This is a genomic window from Paenibacillus sp. FSL F4-0087 (assembly GCF_038020215.1).
GTDB classification, from domain to species: domain Bacteria; phylum Bacillota; class Bacilli; order Paenibacillales; family Paenibacillaceae; genus Paenibacillus; species Paenibacillus taichungensis.
This window is the reverse complement of sequence record NZ_JBBODJ010000001.1, coordinates 3,160,751-3,180,399: the sequence shown is the minus strand read 5'-3', so window position 1 is coordinate 3,180,399 and position 19,649 is coordinate 3,160,751. Positions and strand designations below refer to the sequence as shown.

General features: G+C 46.4%; 18 protein-coding genes. 9 read left to right on the top strand and 9 right to left on the bottom strand.

Going from position 1 to position 19,649, the window contains the following annotated elements; genetic code table 11:
* Positions 1–138: 138 nt before the first annotated feature.
* Positions 139–525: a DoxX family protein gene (locus MHB84_RS14820; RefSeq protein WP_076287432.1), complete on the bottom strand. Its 387-nt coding sequence runs from the start codon at positions 523–525 to the stop codon at positions 139–141.
* 424 nt (positions 526–949) lie between these two features.
* Between MHB84_RS14820 and MHB84_RS14815 the strand changes: the two genes are divergently transcribed.
* Positions 950–1,237, top strand: a complete 288-nt coding sequence (locus tag MHB84_RS14815) for a winged helix-turn-helix transcriptional regulator (protein WP_062321783.1) — start codon at positions 950–952, stop codon at positions 1,235–1,237.
* Between the two features lie 115 nt (positions 1,238–1,352).
* On the opposite strand, the gene MHB84_RS14810 is transcribed toward MHB84_RS14815, so the two are convergent.
* From MHB84_RS14810 to MHB84_RS14790, 5 genes are all read right to left on the bottom strand, one after another.
* Positions 1,353–2,357: a Gfo/Idh/MocA family protein gene (locus MHB84_RS14810; RefSeq protein WP_076287431.1), complete on the bottom strand. Its 1,005-nt coding sequence runs from the start codon at positions 2,355–2,357 to the stop codon at positions 1,353–1,355.
* A gap of 68 nt (positions 2,358–2,425) precedes the next feature.
* Complete coding sequence (locus MHB84_RS14805) at positions 2,426–4,084, bottom strand: glycerol-3-phosphate dehydrogenase/oxidase (protein WP_076287430.1); 1,659 nt, start codon at positions 4,082–4,084, stop codon at positions 2,426–2,428.
* A gap of 392 nt (positions 4,085–4,476) precedes the next feature.
* Positions 4,477–5,964, bottom strand: coding sequence for a glycerol kinase GlpK (gene glpK / locus MHB84_RS14800; RefSeq protein ID WP_076287429.1), 1,488 nt, complete (start codon positions 5,962–5,964; stop codon positions 4,477–4,479).
* 23 nt (positions 5,965–5,987) lie between these two features.
* Positions 5,988–6,566, bottom strand: a complete 579-nt coding sequence (locus tag MHB84_RS14795; protein WP_076287428.1) for a glycerol-3-phosphate responsive antiterminator — start codon at positions 6,564–6,566, stop codon at positions 5,988–5,990.
* Positions 6,567–6,828: 262 nt separating this feature from the next.
* Complete coding sequence (locus MHB84_RS14790; protein WP_076287427.1) at positions 6,829–7,596, bottom strand: GTP cyclohydrolase II; 768 nt, start codon at positions 7,594–7,596, stop codon at positions 6,829–6,831.
* 322 nt (positions 7,597–7,918) lie between these two features.
* Here MHB84_RS14790 and MHB84_RS14785 point away from each other — a divergent pair, with 322 nt between their 5' ends.
* From MHB84_RS14785 to gntK, 4 genes are all read left to right on the top strand, one after another.
* Positions 7,919–9,193, top strand: a complete 1,275-nt coding sequence (locus MHB84_RS14785; RefSeq protein ID WP_063567341.1) for an ABC transporter substrate-binding protein — start codon at positions 7,919–7,921, stop codon at positions 9,191–9,193.
* Between the two features lie 129 nt (positions 9,194–9,322).
* On the top strand, positions 9,323–10,189 hold the full coding sequence (locus MHB84_RS14780) for a carbohydrate ABC transporter permease (protein WP_076287712.1): 867 nt from the start codon (positions 9,323–9,325) through the stop codon (positions 10,187–10,189).
* A gap of 21 nt (positions 10,190–10,210) precedes the next feature.
* Positions 10,211–11,038 (top strand): carbohydrate ABC transporter permease, encoded by an 828-nt coding sequence (locus MHB84_RS14775; protein WP_072733733.1) that lies wholly within the window; start codon positions 10,211–10,213, stop codon positions 11,036–11,038.
* 314 nt (positions 11,039–11,352) lie between these two features.
* Complete coding sequence (gene gntK / locus MHB84_RS14770) at positions 11,353–12,903, top strand: gluconokinase (protein WP_076287426.1); 1,551 nt, start codon at positions 11,353–11,355, stop codon at positions 12,901–12,903.
* Between the two features lie 230 nt (positions 12,904–13,133).
* On the opposite strand, the gene MHB84_RS14765 is transcribed toward gntK, so the two are convergent.
* Entirely contained in the window at positions 13,134–13,508 is a 375-nt protein-coding gene (locus tag MHB84_RS14765) for a nuclear transport factor 2 family protein (RefSeq protein WP_076287425.1), read from the bottom strand.
* Between the two features lie 161 nt (positions 13,509–13,669).
* On the opposite strand from MHB84_RS14765, the gene MHB84_RS14760 reads away from it, so the two are divergent.
* Positions 13,670–13,987, top strand: a complete 318-nt coding sequence (locus MHB84_RS14760; protein WP_076287711.1) for an ArsR/SmtB family transcription factor — start codon at positions 13,670–13,672, stop codon at positions 13,985–13,987.
* A gap of 62 nt (positions 13,988–14,049) precedes the next feature.
* Positions 14,050–14,865: a hypothetical protein gene (locus MHB84_RS14755; protein WP_076287424.1), complete on the top strand. Its 816-nt coding sequence runs from the start codon at positions 14,050–14,052 to the stop codon at positions 14,863–14,865.
* Positions 14,866–15,105: 240 nt separating this feature from the next.
* Here the strand turns inward: MHB84_RS14755 and MHB84_RS14750 are convergent, their stop codons facing one another.
* Together MHB84_RS14750 and MHB84_RS14745 are read right to left on the bottom strand one after the other, a co-directional pair.
* Positions 15,106–17,430: an ABC transporter permease gene (locus MHB84_RS14750; RefSeq protein WP_076287423.1), complete on the bottom strand. Its 2,325-nt coding sequence runs from the start codon at positions 17,428–17,430 to the stop codon at positions 15,106–15,108.
* Positions 17,430–18,134 carry an ABC transporter ATP-binding protein gene (locus tag MHB84_RS14745; RefSeq protein WP_076287422.1) on the bottom strand — a complete coding sequence of 235 codons (705 nt, stop codon included), beginning with the start codon at positions 18,132–18,134 and terminating at the stop codon, positions 17,430–17,432. The genes MHB84_RS14750 and MHB84_RS14745 overlap by 1 nt, the downstream gene beginning before the upstream one ends.
* A 268-nt stretch (positions 18,135–18,402) precedes the next feature.
* Here MHB84_RS14745 and MHB84_RS14740 point away from each other — a divergent pair, with 268 nt between their 5' ends.
* The gene (locus MHB84_RS14740) at positions 18,403–18,771 is read left to right on the top strand and encodes a GntR family transcriptional regulator (RefSeq protein ID WP_256716709.1); all 369 of its coding nucleotides are present in this window, start codon (positions 18,403–18,405) and stop codon (positions 18,769–18,771) included.
* Positions 18,772–18,790: 19 nt separating this feature from the next.
* Positions 18,791–19,648 carry an ABC transporter ATP-binding protein gene (locus tag MHB84_RS14735; protein WP_341143050.1) on the top strand — a complete coding sequence of 286 codons (858 nt, stop codon included), beginning with the start codon at positions 18,791–18,793 and terminating at the stop codon, positions 19,646–19,648.
* The last annotated feature ends 1 nt before the right edge of the window (position 19,649 follow it).

The following is a 19,649-nucleotide window of genomic DNA, read 5'->3' as shown; positions in this document are numbered from 1 at the left end:
TTCAAGAAGTCCCGTTGCAAGAGAACCCTTTGAACTCCGTGGGTTCTTCTTTTTTTTGAGATAAACCACAAAAAAGACGACTACCGCTTAATCACAGTGGTCATCTTTTTCAATATTCTTAACTCCAGCGTTTAACTCTTAGACCTGCACGAGATCCATATCCATTTCTTCTGCTTCCAATTTACGCATCCCCATAATAAGAACGATAATGTTGGCAACCAGCAACACCGCCGGGAAAGGAACAGCTGCGTATTGTCCGTAAATTAGATGACTCCCCACAGCCCCAATCAGAATGAACGTCAATACTCCTGAAGCCAGAATACGAGTACGAGGAATCAACAGACCTACCGCACTGAGCAGCTCTACTACCCCAATGAGATACATCGTCCATGTAGGATAGGAGAACCCTTCGAAAGTCTGCACCATCATCTCTGCTCCACTAACCTTGTTAAAGCCTGCCATTACAAACATACCTGCAAGAACAACCAACGCAATATATCCTAAAATTCTTATGCCTTTGTTCATATGTATAATCCTCCTGAAAATGAATGTCCATATTCATCTGTTGTATAAAAAGCAATCTATGTAAAAGTTACAACGTAACTCTATTTTTAAAATGGGCAGTTTGTACTGCAAAATTGGTATGTGCTGATATTATACATATTAATAATCATTAACTTACTTTTATGAAGTGAGTATATAATAATAACATTATTTATTCAAGTAATTTTTTGACGAATAGTGTATAATACATACAAAAGGTATGTTACAGTACATTTTGTAGTAACATGTTTGACTTCATTGTCCCTTACTTTGGTCAGAGCGGCAGAAAGCCACGCACTTTTATATATACGAATATACGAAGAAATCCATCAATACTTGAATCGAGGTGAACACGTTGAAGCTGAGAAAAGTAAAATCACCAAGTCCCTGTCTCATTACTCAGGCCATGGATATCATCGGTAAGAAATGGGTACTGCTCATCATGTACCAACTGTTATCCGGACCCAAACGATTCACAGAGCTGGAAGCAGAAATGGCGATTAGCGGTCGGTTATTGTCCGAACGTCTGAAGGAGATGGAAATGGAAGGTATCGTAACCCGGCATATGTATCCTGAAATTCCTCCCCGCGTTGAGTATGAATTGACGCCCAAAGGCAGAGCCATCGAACCCGTCATCAATCAGATTTACAACTGGTCCTCAGACTGGTTGAAACAGCAGCAGTCTACTAAGTAGCCAGATTCTGATTCATGTACAACACAAAGACGCCTGAATTGAACTGATCTTTGGATCAGTCCAGATTCAGGCGTCTTTTTCACGCGTTTATATTTCTGGTTACGTCATAAAAGGATTAATGCGAGAGGTGTTTGGATGGCTGAAGCTGTACCGGTAATCCCGAATCTGCCGAAACCAACGCCGCCGTTGTAATTTCCTGTGTACGGCAGGCATCCGCATAATCGGACAATATCCGTGAACGATCTCCGGTACGAAGGGCGTGAATGAACGCTTCATTTTCCCGCTCATAAGGGTTATGCCCTGCGGGAATCTCCAGACCTGCCATCGCATGAGGGGCAGCACTTGGCAGAAGAAGACGTTCAGGTGTCCAGTCCCATACTCCGGCATCCGTGTAGAACTGGAGCCCTGCTCCGCCCTCACCATCTGGCAGCAGGCAGGTGTTGGCAATGCTTGCAATCGCTCCACTCTCCAGCTTAAGCGTTACATTTGCCACATCAGCTACCGTGACATGCTCATGCTTTTCATGCATACTGCGTTGGGCCGCTACAGCGTATACCTCTGTCACTTCACCAGCACAATACCGCAGCAAATCCACGATATGGGTCGTCTGTTCCACAAACTGTCCCCCGGAGCCTTCCTGGCGACGCCACCAAGCGACTCCCGGCATTCCGCCCATCCAGCGTCCAAGCGCCATGCCGACGGTCTGCTCTTTCATCGCTTCTTTCAGTACCTGTGCAGCCTCCTGATAACGGAAATGATAACCTACCGATGTCAACAATCCGGATTTCTGTACCTGATCCAACACCTGACGAGGAATATCCATGCCTGTACTCAACGGTTTTTCCACCAGGAACGGGATACCCCGTCGAATCAATTCAGCTTCAATCGATCCATGAGACATCGGAGGAATACAGATATAGACTGCGTCCAGCTTTTCACCATCCAGCATATGTTCAAGTTCACCGTAGCCAACAGCATCATAGACGGAAGCCATAGCCTCTGCCTTCTCCAACGTTGTTCCGCAGACAGCTGCTACACGAACACCTTCCATTCGTGCCAGAATATCTGCATGTACCTTGCTGAACCAACCTGTTCCAATGATTCCGATCTGTAAAGTCATAGATGTAAACCCCTCTCCTTGTTACACGCTTACATGTTCCATTCGACCCCCAGATGCGAAATCCTGCATTACATTTTGCCCGATGCTTCCAAGAGCAACTGATCCAGTTCATTCGCAAACCGTATCGCTTGTTCCTCCCGCCAATCCAAGTGTTCAGCCATATAGTGAATAACCACTGCCTTATACTGGCGGACTTCATCAATGCGGAAAAACAGGTCTCCGGTGCGTCTCACAAAAAAGTCTGCCGGTGTCACAGCCATCTCCTCGTCAATGGCATAACGCAGCATTATCAGCAGCTCCTGTGACATACCATGCAGGTCGGCCTTTGTCCGCGGATCAGGCATCCGCTCGTACAGTGCGTCCACATTGGAACCATACACTCTGGCTAATCGTTCCGCAGTAGATCTGTCGAGTCCAAGTGCTACTCCATCCTTAATCTTGCGTTCAGCATACGCACCAAATGCGGCGGAACCGCCAACATGGCCTCCAGAAATCGGCATCTTTTTCGTAATACATGGTCCAGCGGATCTCCCCGTCTCCTGCTCCAATTGGCGAGCAGTCAGATCAACAACCATCTCTGCCATCTTGCGGTACCCGGTTAATTTTCCCCCGGCAATCGTGATCAACCCCGAAGGGGCTACCCAGACTTCATCCTTGCGCGAAATTTCGGAAGGCCCTTTACCCTCCTCATGGATCAGGGGGCGTACTCCAGCCCAACCGGACTCCACGTCCTCAGCTCGAATCCTAACGTCCGGGAACATGCCGTTGACGGCATCGATGACATAATCCCGGTCTGCCTCAGAGATTAACGGATGTGCGGGATCATCTTCGAAGACGGTATCCGTGGTTCCCACATAGGTTTTCCCATCCCGCGGGACAGCAAAGACCATTCGTCCATCCGGTGTATCAAAATATACAGCCTGCCTTAACGGGAAACGCGTACCGTCGAATACCAAATGAATACCTTTCGTCATCTGCAACGTTTTGCCTTGGCGGGACCCATCGATCTTGCGCAGCTCATCCACCCATGGACCGGAAGCATTAATCACCTTGGTTGCCCGCAAATCATAAGATTGACCGCTGATCTGGTCCACAGCCTGAATTCCGGTAATGACCCCATTCTCCTTCAGGAATGCTGCTGCCTTCACATAGTTCACTGCCTGTGCGCCGCGCCGCACCGCTTCCTTCATCACTTCAATGGTAAGCCGTGCATCGTCCGTTCGGTATTCCACATAACGTCCACCACCCAGCAGTCCTTCCTTCCGCAGCAAAGGCTCACTGTCTGAGACGGCACCGGCATTTAACATTTGGCGTCGTTCACTACGCTTCACTCCGGCAAGCCGGTCGTACACCATCAGACCAATGGATGTGCTGAAGCGGCCAAAGGTACCCGCCGTATAGATGGGGAGAAGCATCGGTTCGGGTGTCGTCACATGTGGCCCATTCTCGTACACCACCGCTCGCTCCCGTCCCACCTCAGCCACCATTTTCACTTCAAACTGCTTCAGATACCGTAGACCGCCATGCACCAGTTTGGTCGAACGACTGGATGTGCCTGCCGCAAAATCCTGCATTTCCACCAGCGCTGTCTTCAATCCGCGGGAAGCTGCATCCAGCGCAATCCCGGCTCCCGTGATTCCCCCACCAATAATCAATATGTCAAAATGTGCATTCGCCATCCGATCCAGATATTCGGTTCGTTTTTCCGCTGAGAACGATGTTGTCATCCCGATTCCTCCCATTGATTACCTTTGTATTACCCACAAAAGCACAAAAAAAAGACCACGTCATTCGCTTCAGCAATTGCTGAGCGGTACGTGGTCTCTCCCGATCTCCAGACATCATTTTTTAACTTGTGACTTAATCCTATCACACATTTAAGGCGGCGTGAAGGCCTGAAATGACACATTATTCAAAAAAATTTCAAAAAGTTGTTCTGCCTGCGGATGGAATTTCAAACTGATCCACTAATCATTTATTTTTCCTTATAGTGGGTATATGTTTTCTCTTCTCCAGGAAAATAAACCCTGTAAGTTATGCATCATTTTCCACCAATAAATATCATTTATTGTAGAACTTTATCAAAAAAGTACAAATGCCCATTTGAAATATAATCCACTCATTTGAACACCATCGCTGCCTTCACTGCACGTTGCCACCCTGCATACAGCTCTGTACGCTCTTCTTCAGCCATAACCGGCTGGAAGACACGCTCCGTATTCTCGTGATTCGCCAATTCATCCGCGCTATTCCAATAGCCTACTGCAAGTCCTGCCAGATAAGCCGCACCTAATGCTGTCGTTTCGTTCACATTGGGGCGCTCCACAGGGATATTCAGAATATCACTCTGGAATTGCATCAGAAAATCATTGGCCGCTGCTCCCCCATCTACGCGCAAGGCATTCACCGGAATACCTGAATCGGATTCCATTGCCTCCAGTACATCCTTGGTCTGATACGCCAGTGCTTCCAGGGTTGCACGGATAAAGTGTTCTTTGGTTGTTCCTCTTGTCAAACCAAACACCGCTCCCTTAACCTCACTGTCCCAGTAAGGGCTTCCCAGACCTACAAATGCAGGAACCATATAAACGCCGTCTGTAGAGGGTACACGTGCCGCATAGTCCTCACTGTCTTTTGAGGAACGAAGCATCCGTAAGCCGTCACGCAGCCACTGTACCGCCGAACCTGCGACAAAAATACTGCCTTCCAGCGCATACTCGATTTTGCCATTAATGCCCCATGCAATAGTTGTAATCAGGCCATGGTTGGATTGTACGGGTTGTTCACCGGTATTCATAAGCATGAAACAGCCGGTGCCGTACGTATTTTTCATGCTTCCCTTTGTATAACAGCCCTGACCGAATAATGCCGACTGCTGATCTCCTGCTGCTCCGGCAATTGGAATCCGATGACCAAAGAAATGGTAGTCAACCGTATGTGCGTACACCTCGGATGAACCGCGCACTTCTGGCAGCATCGCTTTGGGAATGTCCAGAATATGCAGCAATTCATCATCCCATTGCAGATCATAGATGTTGTACATTAATGTGCGGGAAGCATTAGATACATCAGTGACATGAGTACCACCGCTCAGCTTCCAGATCAGCCAACTGTCGATCGTACCAAACAGAAGCTCACCCTTCTCTGCACGCTTCCGGGCGCCAGGCACATGATCCAAAACCCATTTCACCTTGGTTCCCGAGAAGTAAGGGTCAATGAGTAAGCCCGTTTTTCGATGAAAAAGATCACCCAATCCCTTCGCCTTTAACTCATCACAAATATCAGCCGTTTGTCTGGACTGCCAGACTACTGCATTATAGATGGGACGGCCCGTTTCTTTGTCCCATACCACAACCGTTTCCCTCTGGTTCGTAATGCCGATGCCGGCAATCTGGACCGGCTTAATTCCACTTTCGGCCAGACACGAAGCCATCACTGCCAGAATGGAGCTCCAAATTTCATTGGCGTTCTGCTCCACCCAGCCCGGCTTGGGAAAGTACTGCGGAAATTCCTGCTGTGCAATATGCACAATCTCACCGCTCCGGTTAAACAGAATAGCCCGGGAGCTCGTCGTCCCCTGATCTAGAGCCAATATATATTTTTCCATACAGACAACCTCCTGTTGTGGGATTACTGCTTATATTCTGTATGCGATTTCTTGTAGTGCCGAATCAGGTCCATGTTGGAAGTGGTTACTGCGGTAGCTCCGGCTTCCAGCGCCAGTTCAACCTCTTCCGTTGAGCGGATCAACCCACCTGCAATAATGGGTATACCTGTCCGTATGGATACTTCTGCAATAATATGCGGGATAACACCGGGCAGTACTTCAATATAGTCTGGTTGGGTCTTGGACAGCAAAAGATAACTTTTCTCCAGCGCATTTGTATCCAGCAGAAAAACACGCTGAATGGCTGTAATCCCTTTCTGTTTCGCCTTCTGAATTACACTGGCTCGCGTCGAAATCAGTCCTGCCGGACGAATATGCTGGCATAAATACTCTGCGGCATATTCATCGTTCTTCAGCCCCTGCACCAGATCGGCATGCAGAACTATTTTTTTGCCACGTCGCCGTGCTTCTTCCAGCAGACTATGAAGCTGCGCAATATGCGTATCCAGCATAACCCCATAGGTGTATGGGCCTTCAATCATTGCTTCAAACTGCTTCATGCTCTTGGCAGCCGGTAACACATACTGTCCCTCAAATGGCACCTTCGTTCCTCCCGCATAAATCAGATGCCTATATTGTATAGTTCGTATGGTATGAACGGCAAGCAAAGTCAGGACCGTCAGATTAATTCTTGGCGTGAGACGACGGGGCCATTCTATTTCCTAAACTCAAAAAAGCTGTTCATGTTTACCCCAGAAGGAGCATACACAAACAGCTTAAATTGTCCTGTCTATTGGACAGTATGGCAAACAGGCGTTATGCCAAAATCATATTGAACGATCGATCGGGATCGAGATCAACCTTTTAGGCTTGGGCGTGTGGAAGCAAGGTCTCTTCGCCAGCCCATGCATCATTTTCTGCCAAGTGACCCGAACGGCTCACTTTGGTCTGCAAATATTTTTCGTTGAAGGACGAACGATCTCCCCACAGTGACACACGTCCGCCCACATTAAGTCCCGCTTCCTGCAAAGCAGCGAGCTTGCGTGGATTGTTGGTGATCAATGTTACGGGAGCTGTACGAAGTGCCCGCAATACGGCAATGGCATCATCATAATTACGAGCATCGTCTGTAAATCCAAGCTGCAGGTTAGCATCAACGGTATCCAGACCTTCCTCTTGCAACAGGTATGCCATCGCTTTGCTGAACAGACCGATGCCACGGCCCTCATGGTTTGCCAGATAGAAGAGTGCGCCTGCTCCATGGGCGGCAATCATTTTCATCGATTGCTCCAGTTGGAAGCCGCAGTCACAACGTTTGCTGCCAAAGATATCGCCCGTATGACAGATGCTGTGCATCCGAATCAACGCTTCCTGTGCTTCGGCAAACTCACCGTACACCAATACGCTGGATTGCTGACGTTCAGCCAGTTCGGCGGTAGCGAGAGATTCAATCAGCTCGCGGCTTTCCATAGCTTTCTCCGATTTCATCCAGCTGTACCACTGGAAGGTATGTGTCTCTCCATCAAGATTCACCGGAAGTTTAATCGGTCCAACGAGGTGAATGAATTCTTTTCCACTCGGAAAAGTCTGAATTTTGGGGGCAAGCAGTTGAATAATATGTGAATTAATCATTAGTAATTTCCTCCTGTTAAACCATCTTGGTTATGAATTGATTCGCATCCAGACGTAAAATGGATCACTGGATTGCATATCATACGTATCTATATTATTGTCATCATCATTAGTTACTTTATGTAAGCAAGTTTAAAATAAAAATTATATTGTGTCAAGTAACTTTTGTTTTTAAAGTAACTAATAAATTTATGATACGTAACCGACACAAATTTGTGTTTCATTTCAGGAATATTGGGTATGAGTTTATAAACTGCTCATACACTTATGTTGTAGTCCATCGCACTTCATGCCTCGAACTTAACGATGAGGGGGTTATCACATGATCCGCCGGAAAAGAACATGCTGGACAGCCATTCTGCTAGTCTGTGTCATGCTGGTGAGCGGATGCTCCATATGGCCGGGACAGAACGATTCATCGAGCAACAAAAAGGTAGCGCTTACATTGTGGTACTGGAACCGTTCCATCGATGATAAGCTGATTGCCAAGGCCAAGGAAAAGTTCCCCAATATTGAACTGACCGCCCAGAAAATCGGTGGTGATTTCAAAGCAAAACTCAAAACGACACTCGCTGCGCGCTCAGGTGAGCCCGACATTGTCGCATTGAACGATTGGATCATGGAGCTCTTTCCCAGCGAGGACCGTTTCTATAATCTGTATGATCTCGGCGCAGGTGACGTCGAAGACCAATATCTGGATTGGAAATGGAAGCAAGGCGTTACACCGGGTGGACAAATGATCGGCTTCCCTATGGATACGGGACCGACAGCCCTCTTCTACCGTGCAGATCTATTTAAAGAGGCCGGATTGCCTTCCGAGCCTGAAGAAGTGGCTCGTCAGATCAACAACTGGGATGCCTATTCTGCTGCAGGAGAAAAGATCAAGGAAAAGTTCGGAGGCAAGGTATTTCTAACCGACAATATTGGAACCGTTTACAATCAAGTGTTATCGCAAGGAACCGAACGGTATTTCCGTCCTGACGGCTCGTTTATCGGCATGGATTCTCCACTCGTCAAGCAGAGCTGGGATACCGCCGTATCCTTCAAGCAAAAAGGGCTGCTCGCTAATGCAGACGGCTGGACCCCTGGCTGGAACGCAGCGATGAATAATGGTGAGATCGCTTCCTTTGTGGGAGCCGTCTGGATGAAGCAGGTACTGCAGGAAGCCGCGCCGGATACCTCTGGCAAGTGGCGAGTCACCCGCGCTCCTGGTGGAGACGGCAATAACGGTGGATCATTCCTGTCCATTTTGAAGTCAAGCAAACATCCAAAAGAAGCGTTCGAAGTCATCCAGTGGCTGCAAAGCCCGGATAACCAACTTGAACAATATAAGACGTTGAACCTGTTTCCTTCGGCACCTGGTGTGTTCGATACACCGGCGATGAAAGAAGAAGAACCCTTCTTCGGCGGACAGGCAACAGGGCCTGTATTTGCCGAATCGGCACAGCATGTGCCCGAGGCTTTCTTTGGTGAACGATACCCTTCGGTGCACAACATCATTACTCGGCGGCTGAATGATATTGCGAAGCAAAATGCCAACCCGGAGCAGGTCTGGCCTGATACGGTTCACCGTGTTGAGCGGGAGTTACAGCGTTAATTCAGACACTCTAATGAGATGGCAATCCGTAAAGGAGGAATTCATATGGCTGTAACCGAACCTCGCCTCACTCCGGATCCGGGGAAGGTAAGTCCGGATTTGGATCGGCAGAAATCACTCTTGTCCCGGATGTGGGAACATCGTGCACTCTATGTGGCGATCTCCCCGTTTTACATTCTGTTTGCCGTGTTTGGACTGTTTCCAATCGGTTTTTCCTTATATCTGGCCTTTCACAAATGGGATGGCATTGGTGTGATGACCTATAACGGACTAAACAACTTTAAATATATGCTGACCGATGCTGAATTCTGGCAAGCGGTGGGTAACACGTTCATGATCTGGATTTATTCCACCATCCCGATGTTGTTCTTTGCCCTAATCATTGCGTTTCTGCTGCATGCACCTTTTGTGAAGTTCCGTACGCTGTTTCGGGTAGGGTATTTCTTGCCGAACGTGACGTCCATCGTGGCCGTCGCCATTATCTTCGGTGCCCTATTTGCCAACAACTACGGGTTTCTCAACTATTTGCTCCAGTCCGTCGGGCTTCCAGTGGTGGAGTGGCTGAACGCGCCATGGGGCATCAAAGTGGCAATCTCCTCCATGGTGGTCTGGCGCTGGACAGGATACAACGCTGTCATCTATCTGGCCGGACTTCAGAGCATCCCGCAGACATTGTACGAGGCTGCCAAGATTGACGGGGCATCCGGGATACAGTCTTTTTTCCGAATTACGATTCCAATGCTGCGTCCCGTCATTCTGTTCACTGTGATCACATCAACAATCGGCGGCATGCAGCTATTCACCGAGCCACAAATTCTCGTGGGTAACGATGGCGGCGCAGGTGCAGCCGGGATGACCATTGTATTGTACCTTTACCGCGAATCTTTCATTAATAACTACTTCGGCTACGGTGCTGCGGTTGGTTGGGGCATGTTCCTCATTATCGCCCTGTTCTCGATTGTGAACTGGAAGCTCGTTCAAGGCAAGTCATCCTGATGTGACAAGGGGGGAGCGCTCATGACGTCCAAATCTCTCAAATCGCTGGTGTTGTATATCGGTCTTATCGGGGGCATGCTCATTTCCATGTTCCCGTTCTATTGGCTGATTGTAATGTCTACCCGGACGACGTCCGACATTTATAAGTTCCCACCTCAGCTCTGGTTCGGGGGCGAACTGTGGAACAATATCAGTCGGGTGCTTCAGCAGATTGATTTCTGGGGCGCATTCATGAATACGTTGTTTGTGTCGGGCTTGGTGACGGTACTGGTACTGTTTTTTGATTCACTGGCAGGGTTTGCGTTTGCGAAGTTTGAATTCCCGGGTAAAAAATGGCTCTTCGTCCTGCTGCTCGCCACCATGATGGTGCCTTCCCAGCTGTCGCTGGTCCCTTCCTTCGTGCTCATGGCCACGTTCGGATGGGTCGGTTCCTTCAAAGCCCTCATTATTCCGGGCATGGTGAACGCCTTCGGCATCTTCTGGATTCGCCAATATGCCACGGAGTCCATACCGAATGACCTGCTGGACGCCGGGCGAATCGATGGCTGTAATTTTTTCCGGCTCTATTGGAATGTAGCGTTGCCCATTCTGCGGCCTGCGTTTGCTTTCCTCGGTGCGTTCACATTTATTGGCGTATGGAATGATTATCTCTGGCCCCTGATCGTCCTGACGGATGCTCGAAAGTATACACTGCAGATTGCGTTGTCTCAATTAAACGGACTGTACAATACGGATTACGCGATGGTTATTGCGGGTACATTGCTGGCTGTTATTCCGCTGATCGTGATGTTCCTGTTCATCAGCCGCCAGTTTATCTCCGATATTGCCGCAGGTGCTGTAAAGGATTAGGGATAGCGCATTTTGATCCATCCCTCAAGTCTGATATTCTTATCTATAGATAAATACCAGATGCCATATAAGTTAGGTGAATAGCGCCACGTGGGCGGAGGGGACAGAAAAGGCCTGAAGAAATGAAGTTAAAAGCTTTCCAGAGGAAAGCTACTTCGGAAGCATATGCTTCGCATTTATAACCAAATTTCTCCTTTTGAAGAGGGATCAAAGAAATTTGGGGATAACGGCGATCGGAAGGCTTTCTGTACCCGGAGTGTAAACGTGTAACAGCATTCATTTAACTTATATATTCTAGAAAGAGGGAGGACAAAATGGCTTCTTCACCCTATATGATCGGCGTAGATATCGGCACCACCTCCACCAAGGCTGTCCTGTTCGAACAGAACGGAACCATTGTGGCTCAAGGCGGTGCCGATTACCCGCTGTATACCCCTACTCCTGCGATTGCAGAGCAGGATGCAGAAGATATTTTCAAAGCCGTAGTAGAATCAGTTAAACAAGCGACCTCCAAAGCGGGCATCAAACCGGATGAAATCCTGTTTGTATCGTTCAGTTCAGCCATGCACAGCATTCTGCCTGTTGATGAACACGGCAAACCACTGATGCGGGCGATGACTTGGGCAGACAATCGCAGTGCCGAGTGGACAGAAGCACTCAAAACCGAAATGAACGGTCACGAAATCTATTTGAGAACCGGTACACCGATTCATCCGATGTCACCTCTGACCAAAATCATGTGGCTAACCAGAGATCAACCGGAACTGTTCAAACAGACGCACAAATTTATTTCAATGAAAGAATACGTATTTTATAAATTGTTCTCCGAGTATGTAATTGACCACTCCATGGCCTCTGCCACGGGGATGATGAATCTCGAAAAGCTCGACTGGGACGAGGAAGCTCTCCATGTCGCAGGCATCACTCCGGATCACCTGTCCCGCCTCGTGCCGACGACACATGTACTTAAGAAAGGCTTGAATCCTGAGTATGCCAAGGAGATGGGTATTGCGGATTCGACACCATTTGTCATCGGGGCAAGTGACGGCGTGCTCTCCAATCTTGGCGTTAACGCCATTGATCCAGGCGTCGTAGCGGTTACCATCGGGACCAGCGGAGCGATTCGTACCGTCGTGGACAAGCCGGTCACCGATCCGAAAGGGCGTTTCTTCTGTTATGCGCTCACTGAGGATGCGTGGGTGATTGGCGGTCCGGTCAACAATGGCGGGGTTATATTCCGTTGGATTCGGGATGAGTTTGCGGCATCCGAGGTAGAGACAGCGAAACGACTCGGAATTGATCCGTATGAAGTATTAACCCGCGTCGCCGAAAATGTACCTCCAGGCTCGGAAGGCCTGCTGTTCCATCCGTACATGACGGGTGAGCGGGCCCCACTCTGGAATCCGAATGCACGTGGTTCATTCTTCGGCCTGACGCTGCATCATAAGAAGGAGCATATGATTCGCGCTGCTCTTGAAGGTGTCTTGTTTAACCTGTACACCGTCATGCTGGCGATTGAAGAGAAAATCGGGCGTCCCAAAAAGATTCAGGCGACAGGCGGTTTCGCCCGCTCTGAGCTGTGGCGCCAGATGATGGCAGATATCTTTGACCAGGATGTCATCATTCCCGAGAGTATCGAGAGTTCCTGCCTTGGGGCAGCCGTGTTGGGGCTTTATGCTCTTGGCCGCATCGATTCCCTCAGCGCCGTCTCCGGCATGATTGGATCGACCCATCGTCATCAGCCAGACCCAGATAGCGTTCGCATCTATCGTGAACTGCTGCCGATCTTCATCCGCATCTCCCGCAAGTTTGAAGAAGAGTATGCCGATATCGCTGCTTTTCAGAATAAAACGATGCAGAAGTGACTTGCTACGGCAACGAATCGCTGCACGTTAAAGAGGGCCATCCCACTATGTCTATGACATATGGGTGGCCCTTCTTCATGTACTTTTTTTGTACAAATACCCCAAGTACCATAGTTGCATTGCCCACCACACCATCAGCAATGGTGACATGATATACAAGATAGATAATGAAGTATCTCATTAAAAAGAACTAGAAAAGAATGTATGCATCCATATGCTAACTATTGCAATCATCCATTATATTTGCTGAATGCATCCTTATCTGCCTGCACATTTTCCAAATATACAATCTTCCCCGCCTCATTCACACGAGCGATATCGATGCCTGTTTTGGCATACACCGTTCCGTCCGCAGCTTGTCCGCATACCGCCCAGTTTGTTTGATAGCTACCGTCCGGCTGAAGCTTCCATTGGTCCCACATGTGTTTCACATCGCTATTGTATTCATAGAAAGCTTTCATAAAACCATCGAATCCTGTTCTGCTGGTTCCATTAAGCACAATCTCTGCATCGGGTGTAAACAGGGACAATAGATCCTGCATCGCGCGTTCGTCAGTACGGGAAGCGTCAAATAGACGGAAATAGTTGTTTAACAAGGTAGTCATGGGTATTCCTCCTGAGGTATATAAGCCGATTTCGATTTAAGTTCGAAAAATTTCAAACTAACTGAGATGAAATGTAACATACTTTCTGCATCAATAACAACCCTCAGTTCGAAAAAATTCAAACATTGAAAGAGCTTGTCGAATATGCTACCGTCATAGATATGAAAACTCCAACGATACCTATGGCTTCGGAATTGAATCTGACCACGGTTTGCAACGCACTCGGTGATCCGGTACGGATGAAAATTGCACACTGTCTGGCCAGCTCTGGCGAGAAAAACTGTTCCGCCTTCGAAGTAGACCATATTTCCAAATCAACGTTGTCTCATCACATCAAAATCTTACGTGAAGCAGGCCTTATCCGGCCTCGCATTGAAGGTAAGCAGCACTTCTATTCTCTGCGAAAAGAAGACTTGAACTCCCGTTTTCCAGGTCTTGTTGAACTGATTCTGAATACAACCAAGGAATATGTACATTAAGGAAAACGAAGCTTAATCATGCGATCCATCATCTTATCGATTGTATAAAGGAGGTTTATTTCTTGGATAAAAAAGCAGCAAAAATCCTGCTAGGCACCTTTTGGGGAAGCGGCGGCTGGAAAACAATATCTGCTCCCTTCTCAGGGGATGACTTTGAATATGCCAAAAGCAGAGGTGTCATGTTCGATCCACTGACCATTACCCATGATGAGATCGTCGCGCGTTTGCATGAGATTCATCAGGACAACTCCATCAAGCGACGGGTAGTATCAGCATTTTTACACAGTTTATCTACCAAAAAAGGTTATCTGCGCAGCGCCCTTTCCAGCTGGGCTTTAACATCGCAGCTGCCTTTGCATACCTATGAGGAACGCCGAGCACTGCATGCCAACACCAGCTCCTGTGGGGATTGTAACTTCCTGCGCCTGCAATCGGACAAGACGTACACGGACGTCGATCTGAACGTATTGAACTTTGAACGGGTGAAATGGGGCGGAGTCCGCCACAACAACCTGTTATACTGCCTGATGGATCTGGATCTACTGCTGGCTAGCAAGGAAGCCATCTATGAAGTGACTGACGCAGACATCGCTATACTTGTGAGCATGCTTGAAGCAGCGCAAACCTGCGAGCCTCACGACAGCGCACGCGGGTTAGAGAAACGCTGGAAAGGCTTATTTCCTTCGAGCAAACAGGAACGCGACGCCATCCTCGAAATCTGGGGTGCATCCGGTCTGCTTGTGCCGCAGGATACGCCACGAAAAAGCAGAGGCAGTTACAGCGACTTCCACTTTGCTGCAACCTGGCAGGGCGATGACGGTTATAGCGCAGATGCGGCGATTTCCCTCTTTGGCTCCTATCTGCCCCAGAAACTCTAACCCCTTAACCAGCCCAGCTCTAGATCTGTTTAAGCCGGTTATATGAATAACAAACAAATACTTAGGTGGATATAGTAAAAAACACTACAGCTCGAAGGCTTGCAGTGTTTCACCAAAAATTTACCGTTAATTTTCCAATAGGCATCAAGACATATTTGAAGAACGACTTACTATGTGTGAAATCAAATCACACTTGTCGTTTTTATATAATTGGCAATAATCCACTCTTTACTGCCCGTTTTATTCTAAACTTTTTAACGATTCAATCATGTTAATTCGGGATACCTTTCTCCGAAGCATCAAGTTAGAGAGCCCGGTAAGTAAAAATGCAATCGTGATTGATATCAGCATAACAAACATATTTATTTGATCCGGGATTTGTTGATGCGTACTCGACAGCGCCTCAATTATAATGGAATACATGTAGACGCTAATCGGTAGTGCTATAATGACCGCAAAGGTAGTCAGTATCATGTTCTCGGAAAAGATAAGTCGATTTATTTTATATTTTTGATAACCCAATACCTTAAGAGTAGCCAGCTCGCGATTTCTTTCATAAATGTTGATGGAGGATATGGTGTAAATGGCGCCGAACGAAAGAATAACCGCACTAATGATAAACATAATGAAGATAAAACTATTTTGCTTCAAAATAAATTGTGCGGACTTTTTCAAATCATCTTTATCCGCGATTGTATCTACCTGTTTATCTTGTTCAAAAAACTGTCGAACGTTAGGAAGATCTGCGGCATTGTTGGCTTTCACTAGAATCGATGTTGGCTTATAGTCGATGTTAAAACTATTCAGATACGCTATCGAACTAAAGAAAGATGGATTGGAATACTGATTGGATATTTGTGCAACCTTCATATCGACTGTTTTATTTTCAAACGACGGATCGGTAAATCGAATTTGAATCGTATCCCCTACCTTAACTTTATATTGATTTGCATACGATTTGGGTATCAGCACGCCATTGTCCATAAGTGTCATCGGGTTGTCTTTCTCGTCAAAAAATTGGATAAGAGTGTTATCTTTCTCCGTAACGGTCAACGTGGCATTCTCATGTTCATCGCCCTTGGTAAACTCCACAGGAAAGGTCGATTGAACATAGCTGCTTTTAATCCCAGTGGGTAACTCCACCTTTCCAAGCTCTGCCCCTTTCGTGTATTCGACCTTCAGATCATAGGTATTCACCTCTTCGATCTGGTCCGCGACCCTTTGTAAGGACGTTTGAGTACCAAATGCAGTGATCAACAGCACCGTGCTCACCACAACACCTACGGAGCTTGCTATTGCCTTTTGTTTGTTAAGAAAGATGTTTCTCAAAATAAGTTTATTGCTATAGGAAATACTTCCCCACATTTTCGGAAGCCGCTCAATAAGCAGTTTTTTCATTTTCTTCGGCGGTTTAGGCCTCATGGCCTGTGCTGCGTGTTCTCGCAGAATCCCTATGCCGCTCAAGTAACAAGCCAACATGCCGAATGCACTCGAGAATAGAACAGGCATAATGATTGAGAAGGGGGATAAGGAGAATGTTATATTCGGTAATGAGTAGGATCTGGCATTTGACGCCTCAATCATTGGAACAAATATGATTGCCGAAACGATACAACCAAGAAGGGAGCCTATGATACCGACAAGTATCGGGAATCCCATGTAATGGAGCATGATGCTACTGTTCTTCACTCCTAAAGCCTTCATAATTCCTACCTGGTTCCTTTGCGAATCGATGATCCGAGACATGGTGAGGAAGAGAATGATTGCTTCGATGATAAAGAGAACCAGCGGAATAACCCTACTCATCAATTTATTGTTATAAACTGTTTGTTGAAGCTGCGAGTAATTGAATGTTCGCTCTTTACTTATTTGACTTACATAAGAAAGTTGTTGGGACTGCGCTTCAACGTTTTTGCCTAATCGTTCTATATCGTATCCTTCTTCCGCATCAATCAAAACCTCATTATAATAAAGGCTACCTGCGATTCGAGGAATTCCCGCTTCAGCGACATATGCGAATCCGGAAGTTTTATGGTCCTGAGTTTCGTTCTTTTTGGCATATTCCACATTTTCGCCCAAGCCGCTAATGGTGAATGGCATATTTGCGTTATTAACAATCAAATTTATTTGATCTCCAACACTGTACTGATGTTCTCTGGCGTAATGGGAATCCAGCAAGATTTCATCCATGCTGGATGGAATCTTACCTTCAACTATTGCAGATGTATTAATATTATTAACTGCGGGGATGGAGTGGATTTTTAAAGCCGCTTTAGTATCACCAAATGATTGCATCGCATCAAAGGTATACCGTCCCTCCACCTTTTTTATCCCTTCAATTCCACTCAACTTCGACATATCCTGCTTGGATACTTGGTCGTAGTAAACGTTTAAGTCACTTAAATTATGAGTTTGAAAGTAATTCTTTGAATAAGAGCTAAGGTTATCACTTAACGTTACCAGCCCCGTGTAGAAAAAAGCGCCTATGGTGATAACCAATACAAAGGCCAGAAATTGACCGATTGATTGCTTGATATCCCTTATCAATTTTTTGAATAATTTCATCACCACTCAATCCCTTCAACGCTTTGTTTATGCTCATTGACCGTTACGCTTTCGATTTTCCCGCTTTTCACCCGAATGATTTTATCCGCCATCGGCACAATCGCAGAGTTATGCGTGACCAGCACAACACATTTTTTCGTTTCCGTATTCAAATCCTGAAGCAGCTTCAAAACCGACTTGCCAGTTACATAATCCAACGCACCAGTCGGCTCATCGCATAGCAATAGCAGAGGGTTCTTTGCAACGGCGCGTGCTATAGCAACTCGCTGCTGCTCTCCTCCGGAGAGCTGGGACGGGAAGTTTTTTATCCGATTCTTCAAGCCGACTTTATTTAATATCTCTTTGGCATCCAAATGGTCTTTGCATACTTCAGTGGCGAATTCAACGTTCTCTAAAGCATTCAAATTGGGGATTAAGTTATAGAATTGAAAGACAAAACCTACCTTCTCGGCGCGATATCCCGTAAGCTTCTTTTCGTTGAAGCTAGTAATATCCTTATCGCCAACAGTCACTTTACCCGAGGTGGCCGTATCCATGCCACCAAGTATATTGAGAATCGTGCTTTTACCTGCTCCGCTTGCACCAAGAACAACAACGAATTCACCCTCGTTAATGGAAAAGTCCACACCGTTCAGCGCTTTGATCGGCACTTCACCAATTTTGTATTCTTTTGTTACACTTTTAAATTCGATCAATGTTTTCATAAATTTCTCTCTCCCCGTTATATATTTGTCATACTTCTGGTGCTCCCTTTGGCAAGTATATTTTTATTTATGTAAGTATGTTAGTGTATGAGTATGTCACTCATGTAGCATACTATAATTCCATTGCAAACAATTGTCAATAACTGGACTCCATGTAAAAAAAATCATCATACACCCCTAAGAATTATTGTTTATTGACAAATTTTCGCATATAAGTTATGTTTTTCTGCTAGATGTGTAACAAACTACAATGCTGAGTGGTGAGGTAATGAGCGTCACTTTCGACGAAAAGCAGCCAATTTTTCAACAAGTAGCAGATATCATTGAGGACGATATTCTCAACGGAACTTACCGAGAGGACGAGCAGATTCTTTCCGTTGCTCAGTTTGCTCAGCTCTTTCAAATCAATCCAGCGACTGTTGTGAAGGGAATTGGCCTGCTCGTAAATGAAGAAATATTGTATAAAAAAAGAGGGCTTGGCATGTATGTCTCGTCTGATGCCAAACAAAAGATTAAGAATAAGCGAAGAAATCGTTTTTATAAAGAATTGCTGTCCAATCTCATTTGTGAAGCTGACAAACTTGAACTGGCAACCGAGGATATCATTGAGATGATTAAACAATTAAGGAAGGAATGAATTCATTGTGAGCATCTTGGTGAGTTGCGACAAATTAAATAAGAAATATGGTCGAACCTATGCATTACGGGATCTGGATATACAGCTCGAGGAAAACGTTATTTACGGCTTGCTCGGACGAAACGGCGCAGGCAAAACAACCTTGCTAAACATCATAGCAGGTGGACTCTTCGCGAACGAAGGCACCATTAAGATAAGAGGTAAAAAGTTGGGTAAAGGAGCCCTACCAGAAGATTGCTGTTTCGTACGGGAGAATAACAAGCTATTTGGAGGAGCTCGATTGATTCAGATTTTGCAGTTCGCTGCAAATTTCTATCCCAATTGGGACTGGACGTTTGCTCATAAGCTTCATCAAACGTTTGAGCTTGATCCCAACAAAAAAATCAAACAGCTCTCAAGAGGCACAGAATCACTCGTAGGAAACATCATCGGTCTGTCTAGCCGATCATCGTTGACATTATTTGACGAACCGGTGCTTGGACTTGATGTATTGATGCGGGAAAGGTTTTACAAGGAGCTTTTGGAGGATTACGCCAATCATCCCCGTACGATTTTACTTTCTACGCATTTGATTGATGAAATCGCCCCAATCGCAGAAAGAGTCTATATCATTGATGAGGGCTCCCTCCTGCTTCATGACGAGATGAATCAGATACGGATGGCAGCTAATTTGATTCGTGGAAATTCAGATGCCGTAGCATTGTTCACAAAAGGAAAGCGAGTATTACATACAGAATCTTATGGCCACGGAAAGCTTGCCGCCATCTACGAAAAATTCAACGATGAGGACAGGTTGCAGGCCCGCAAACTAGACATAACTATTGAAAATTTGACGCTTCAGAAGTTTTTTTCGTATTTGATCGAAGGAGGTCGTTAAA

Bases quoted from the DNA above. Each gene is read 5' to 3' on its own strand.
- MHB84_RS14820 (WP_076287432.1), bottom strand. From the start codon at position 525: ATGAACAAAGGCATAAGAATTTTAGGATATATTGCGTTGGTTGTTCTT.
- MHB84_RS14815 (WP_062321783.1), top strand. From the start codon at position 950: ATGGATATCATCGGTAAGAAATGGGTACTGCTCATCATGTACCAACTG.
- MHB84_RS14810 (WP_076287431.1), bottom strand. From the start codon at position 2,357: ATGACTTTACAGATCGGAATCATTGGAACAGGTTGGTTCAGCAAGGTA.
- MHB84_RS14805 (WP_076287430.1), bottom strand. From the start codon at position 4,084: ATGACAACATCGTTCTCAGCGGAAAAACGAACCGAATATCTGGATCGG.
- glpK (WP_076287429.1), bottom strand. From the start codon at position 5,964: ATGGAAAAATATATATTGGCTCTAGATCAGGGGACGACGAGCTCCCGG.
- MHB84_RS14790 (WP_076287427.1), bottom strand. From the start codon at position 7,596: ATGATTAATTCACATATTATTCAACTGCTTGCCCCCAAAATTCAGACT.
- MHB84_RS14785 (WP_063567341.1), top strand. From the start codon at position 7,919: ATGATCCGCCGGAAAAGAACATGCTGGACAGCCATTCTGCTAGTCTGT.
- MHB84_RS14780 (WP_076287712.1), top strand. From the start codon at position 9,323: ATGTGGGAACATCGTGCACTCTATGTGGCGATCTCCCCGTTTTACATT.
- MHB84_RS14775 (WP_072733733.1), top strand. From the start codon at position 10,211: ATGACGTCCAAATCTCTCAAATCGCTGGTGTTGTATATCGGTCTTATC.
- gntK (WP_076287426.1), top strand. From the start codon at position 11,353: ATGGCTTCTTCACCCTATATGATCGGCGTAGATATCGGCACCACCTCC.
- MHB84_RS14765 (WP_076287425.1), bottom strand. From the start codon at position 13,508: ATGACTACCTTGTTAAACAACTATTTCCGTCTATTTGACGCTTCCCGT.
- MHB84_RS14760 (WP_076287711.1), top strand. From the start codon at position 13,670: ATGAAAACTCCAACGATACCTATGGCTTCGGAATTGAATCTGACCACG.
- MHB84_RS14750 (WP_076287423.1), bottom strand. From the start codon at position 17,430: ATGAAATTATTCAAAAAATTGATAAGGGATATCAAGCAATCAATCGGT.
- MHB84_RS14745 (WP_076287422.1), bottom strand. From the start codon at position 18,134: ATGAAAACATTGATCGAATTTAAAAGTGTAACAAAAGAATACAAAATT.
- MHB84_RS14740 (WP_256716709.1), top strand. From the start codon at position 18,403: ATGAGCGTCACTTTCGACGAAAAGCAGCCAATTTTTCAACAAGTAGCA.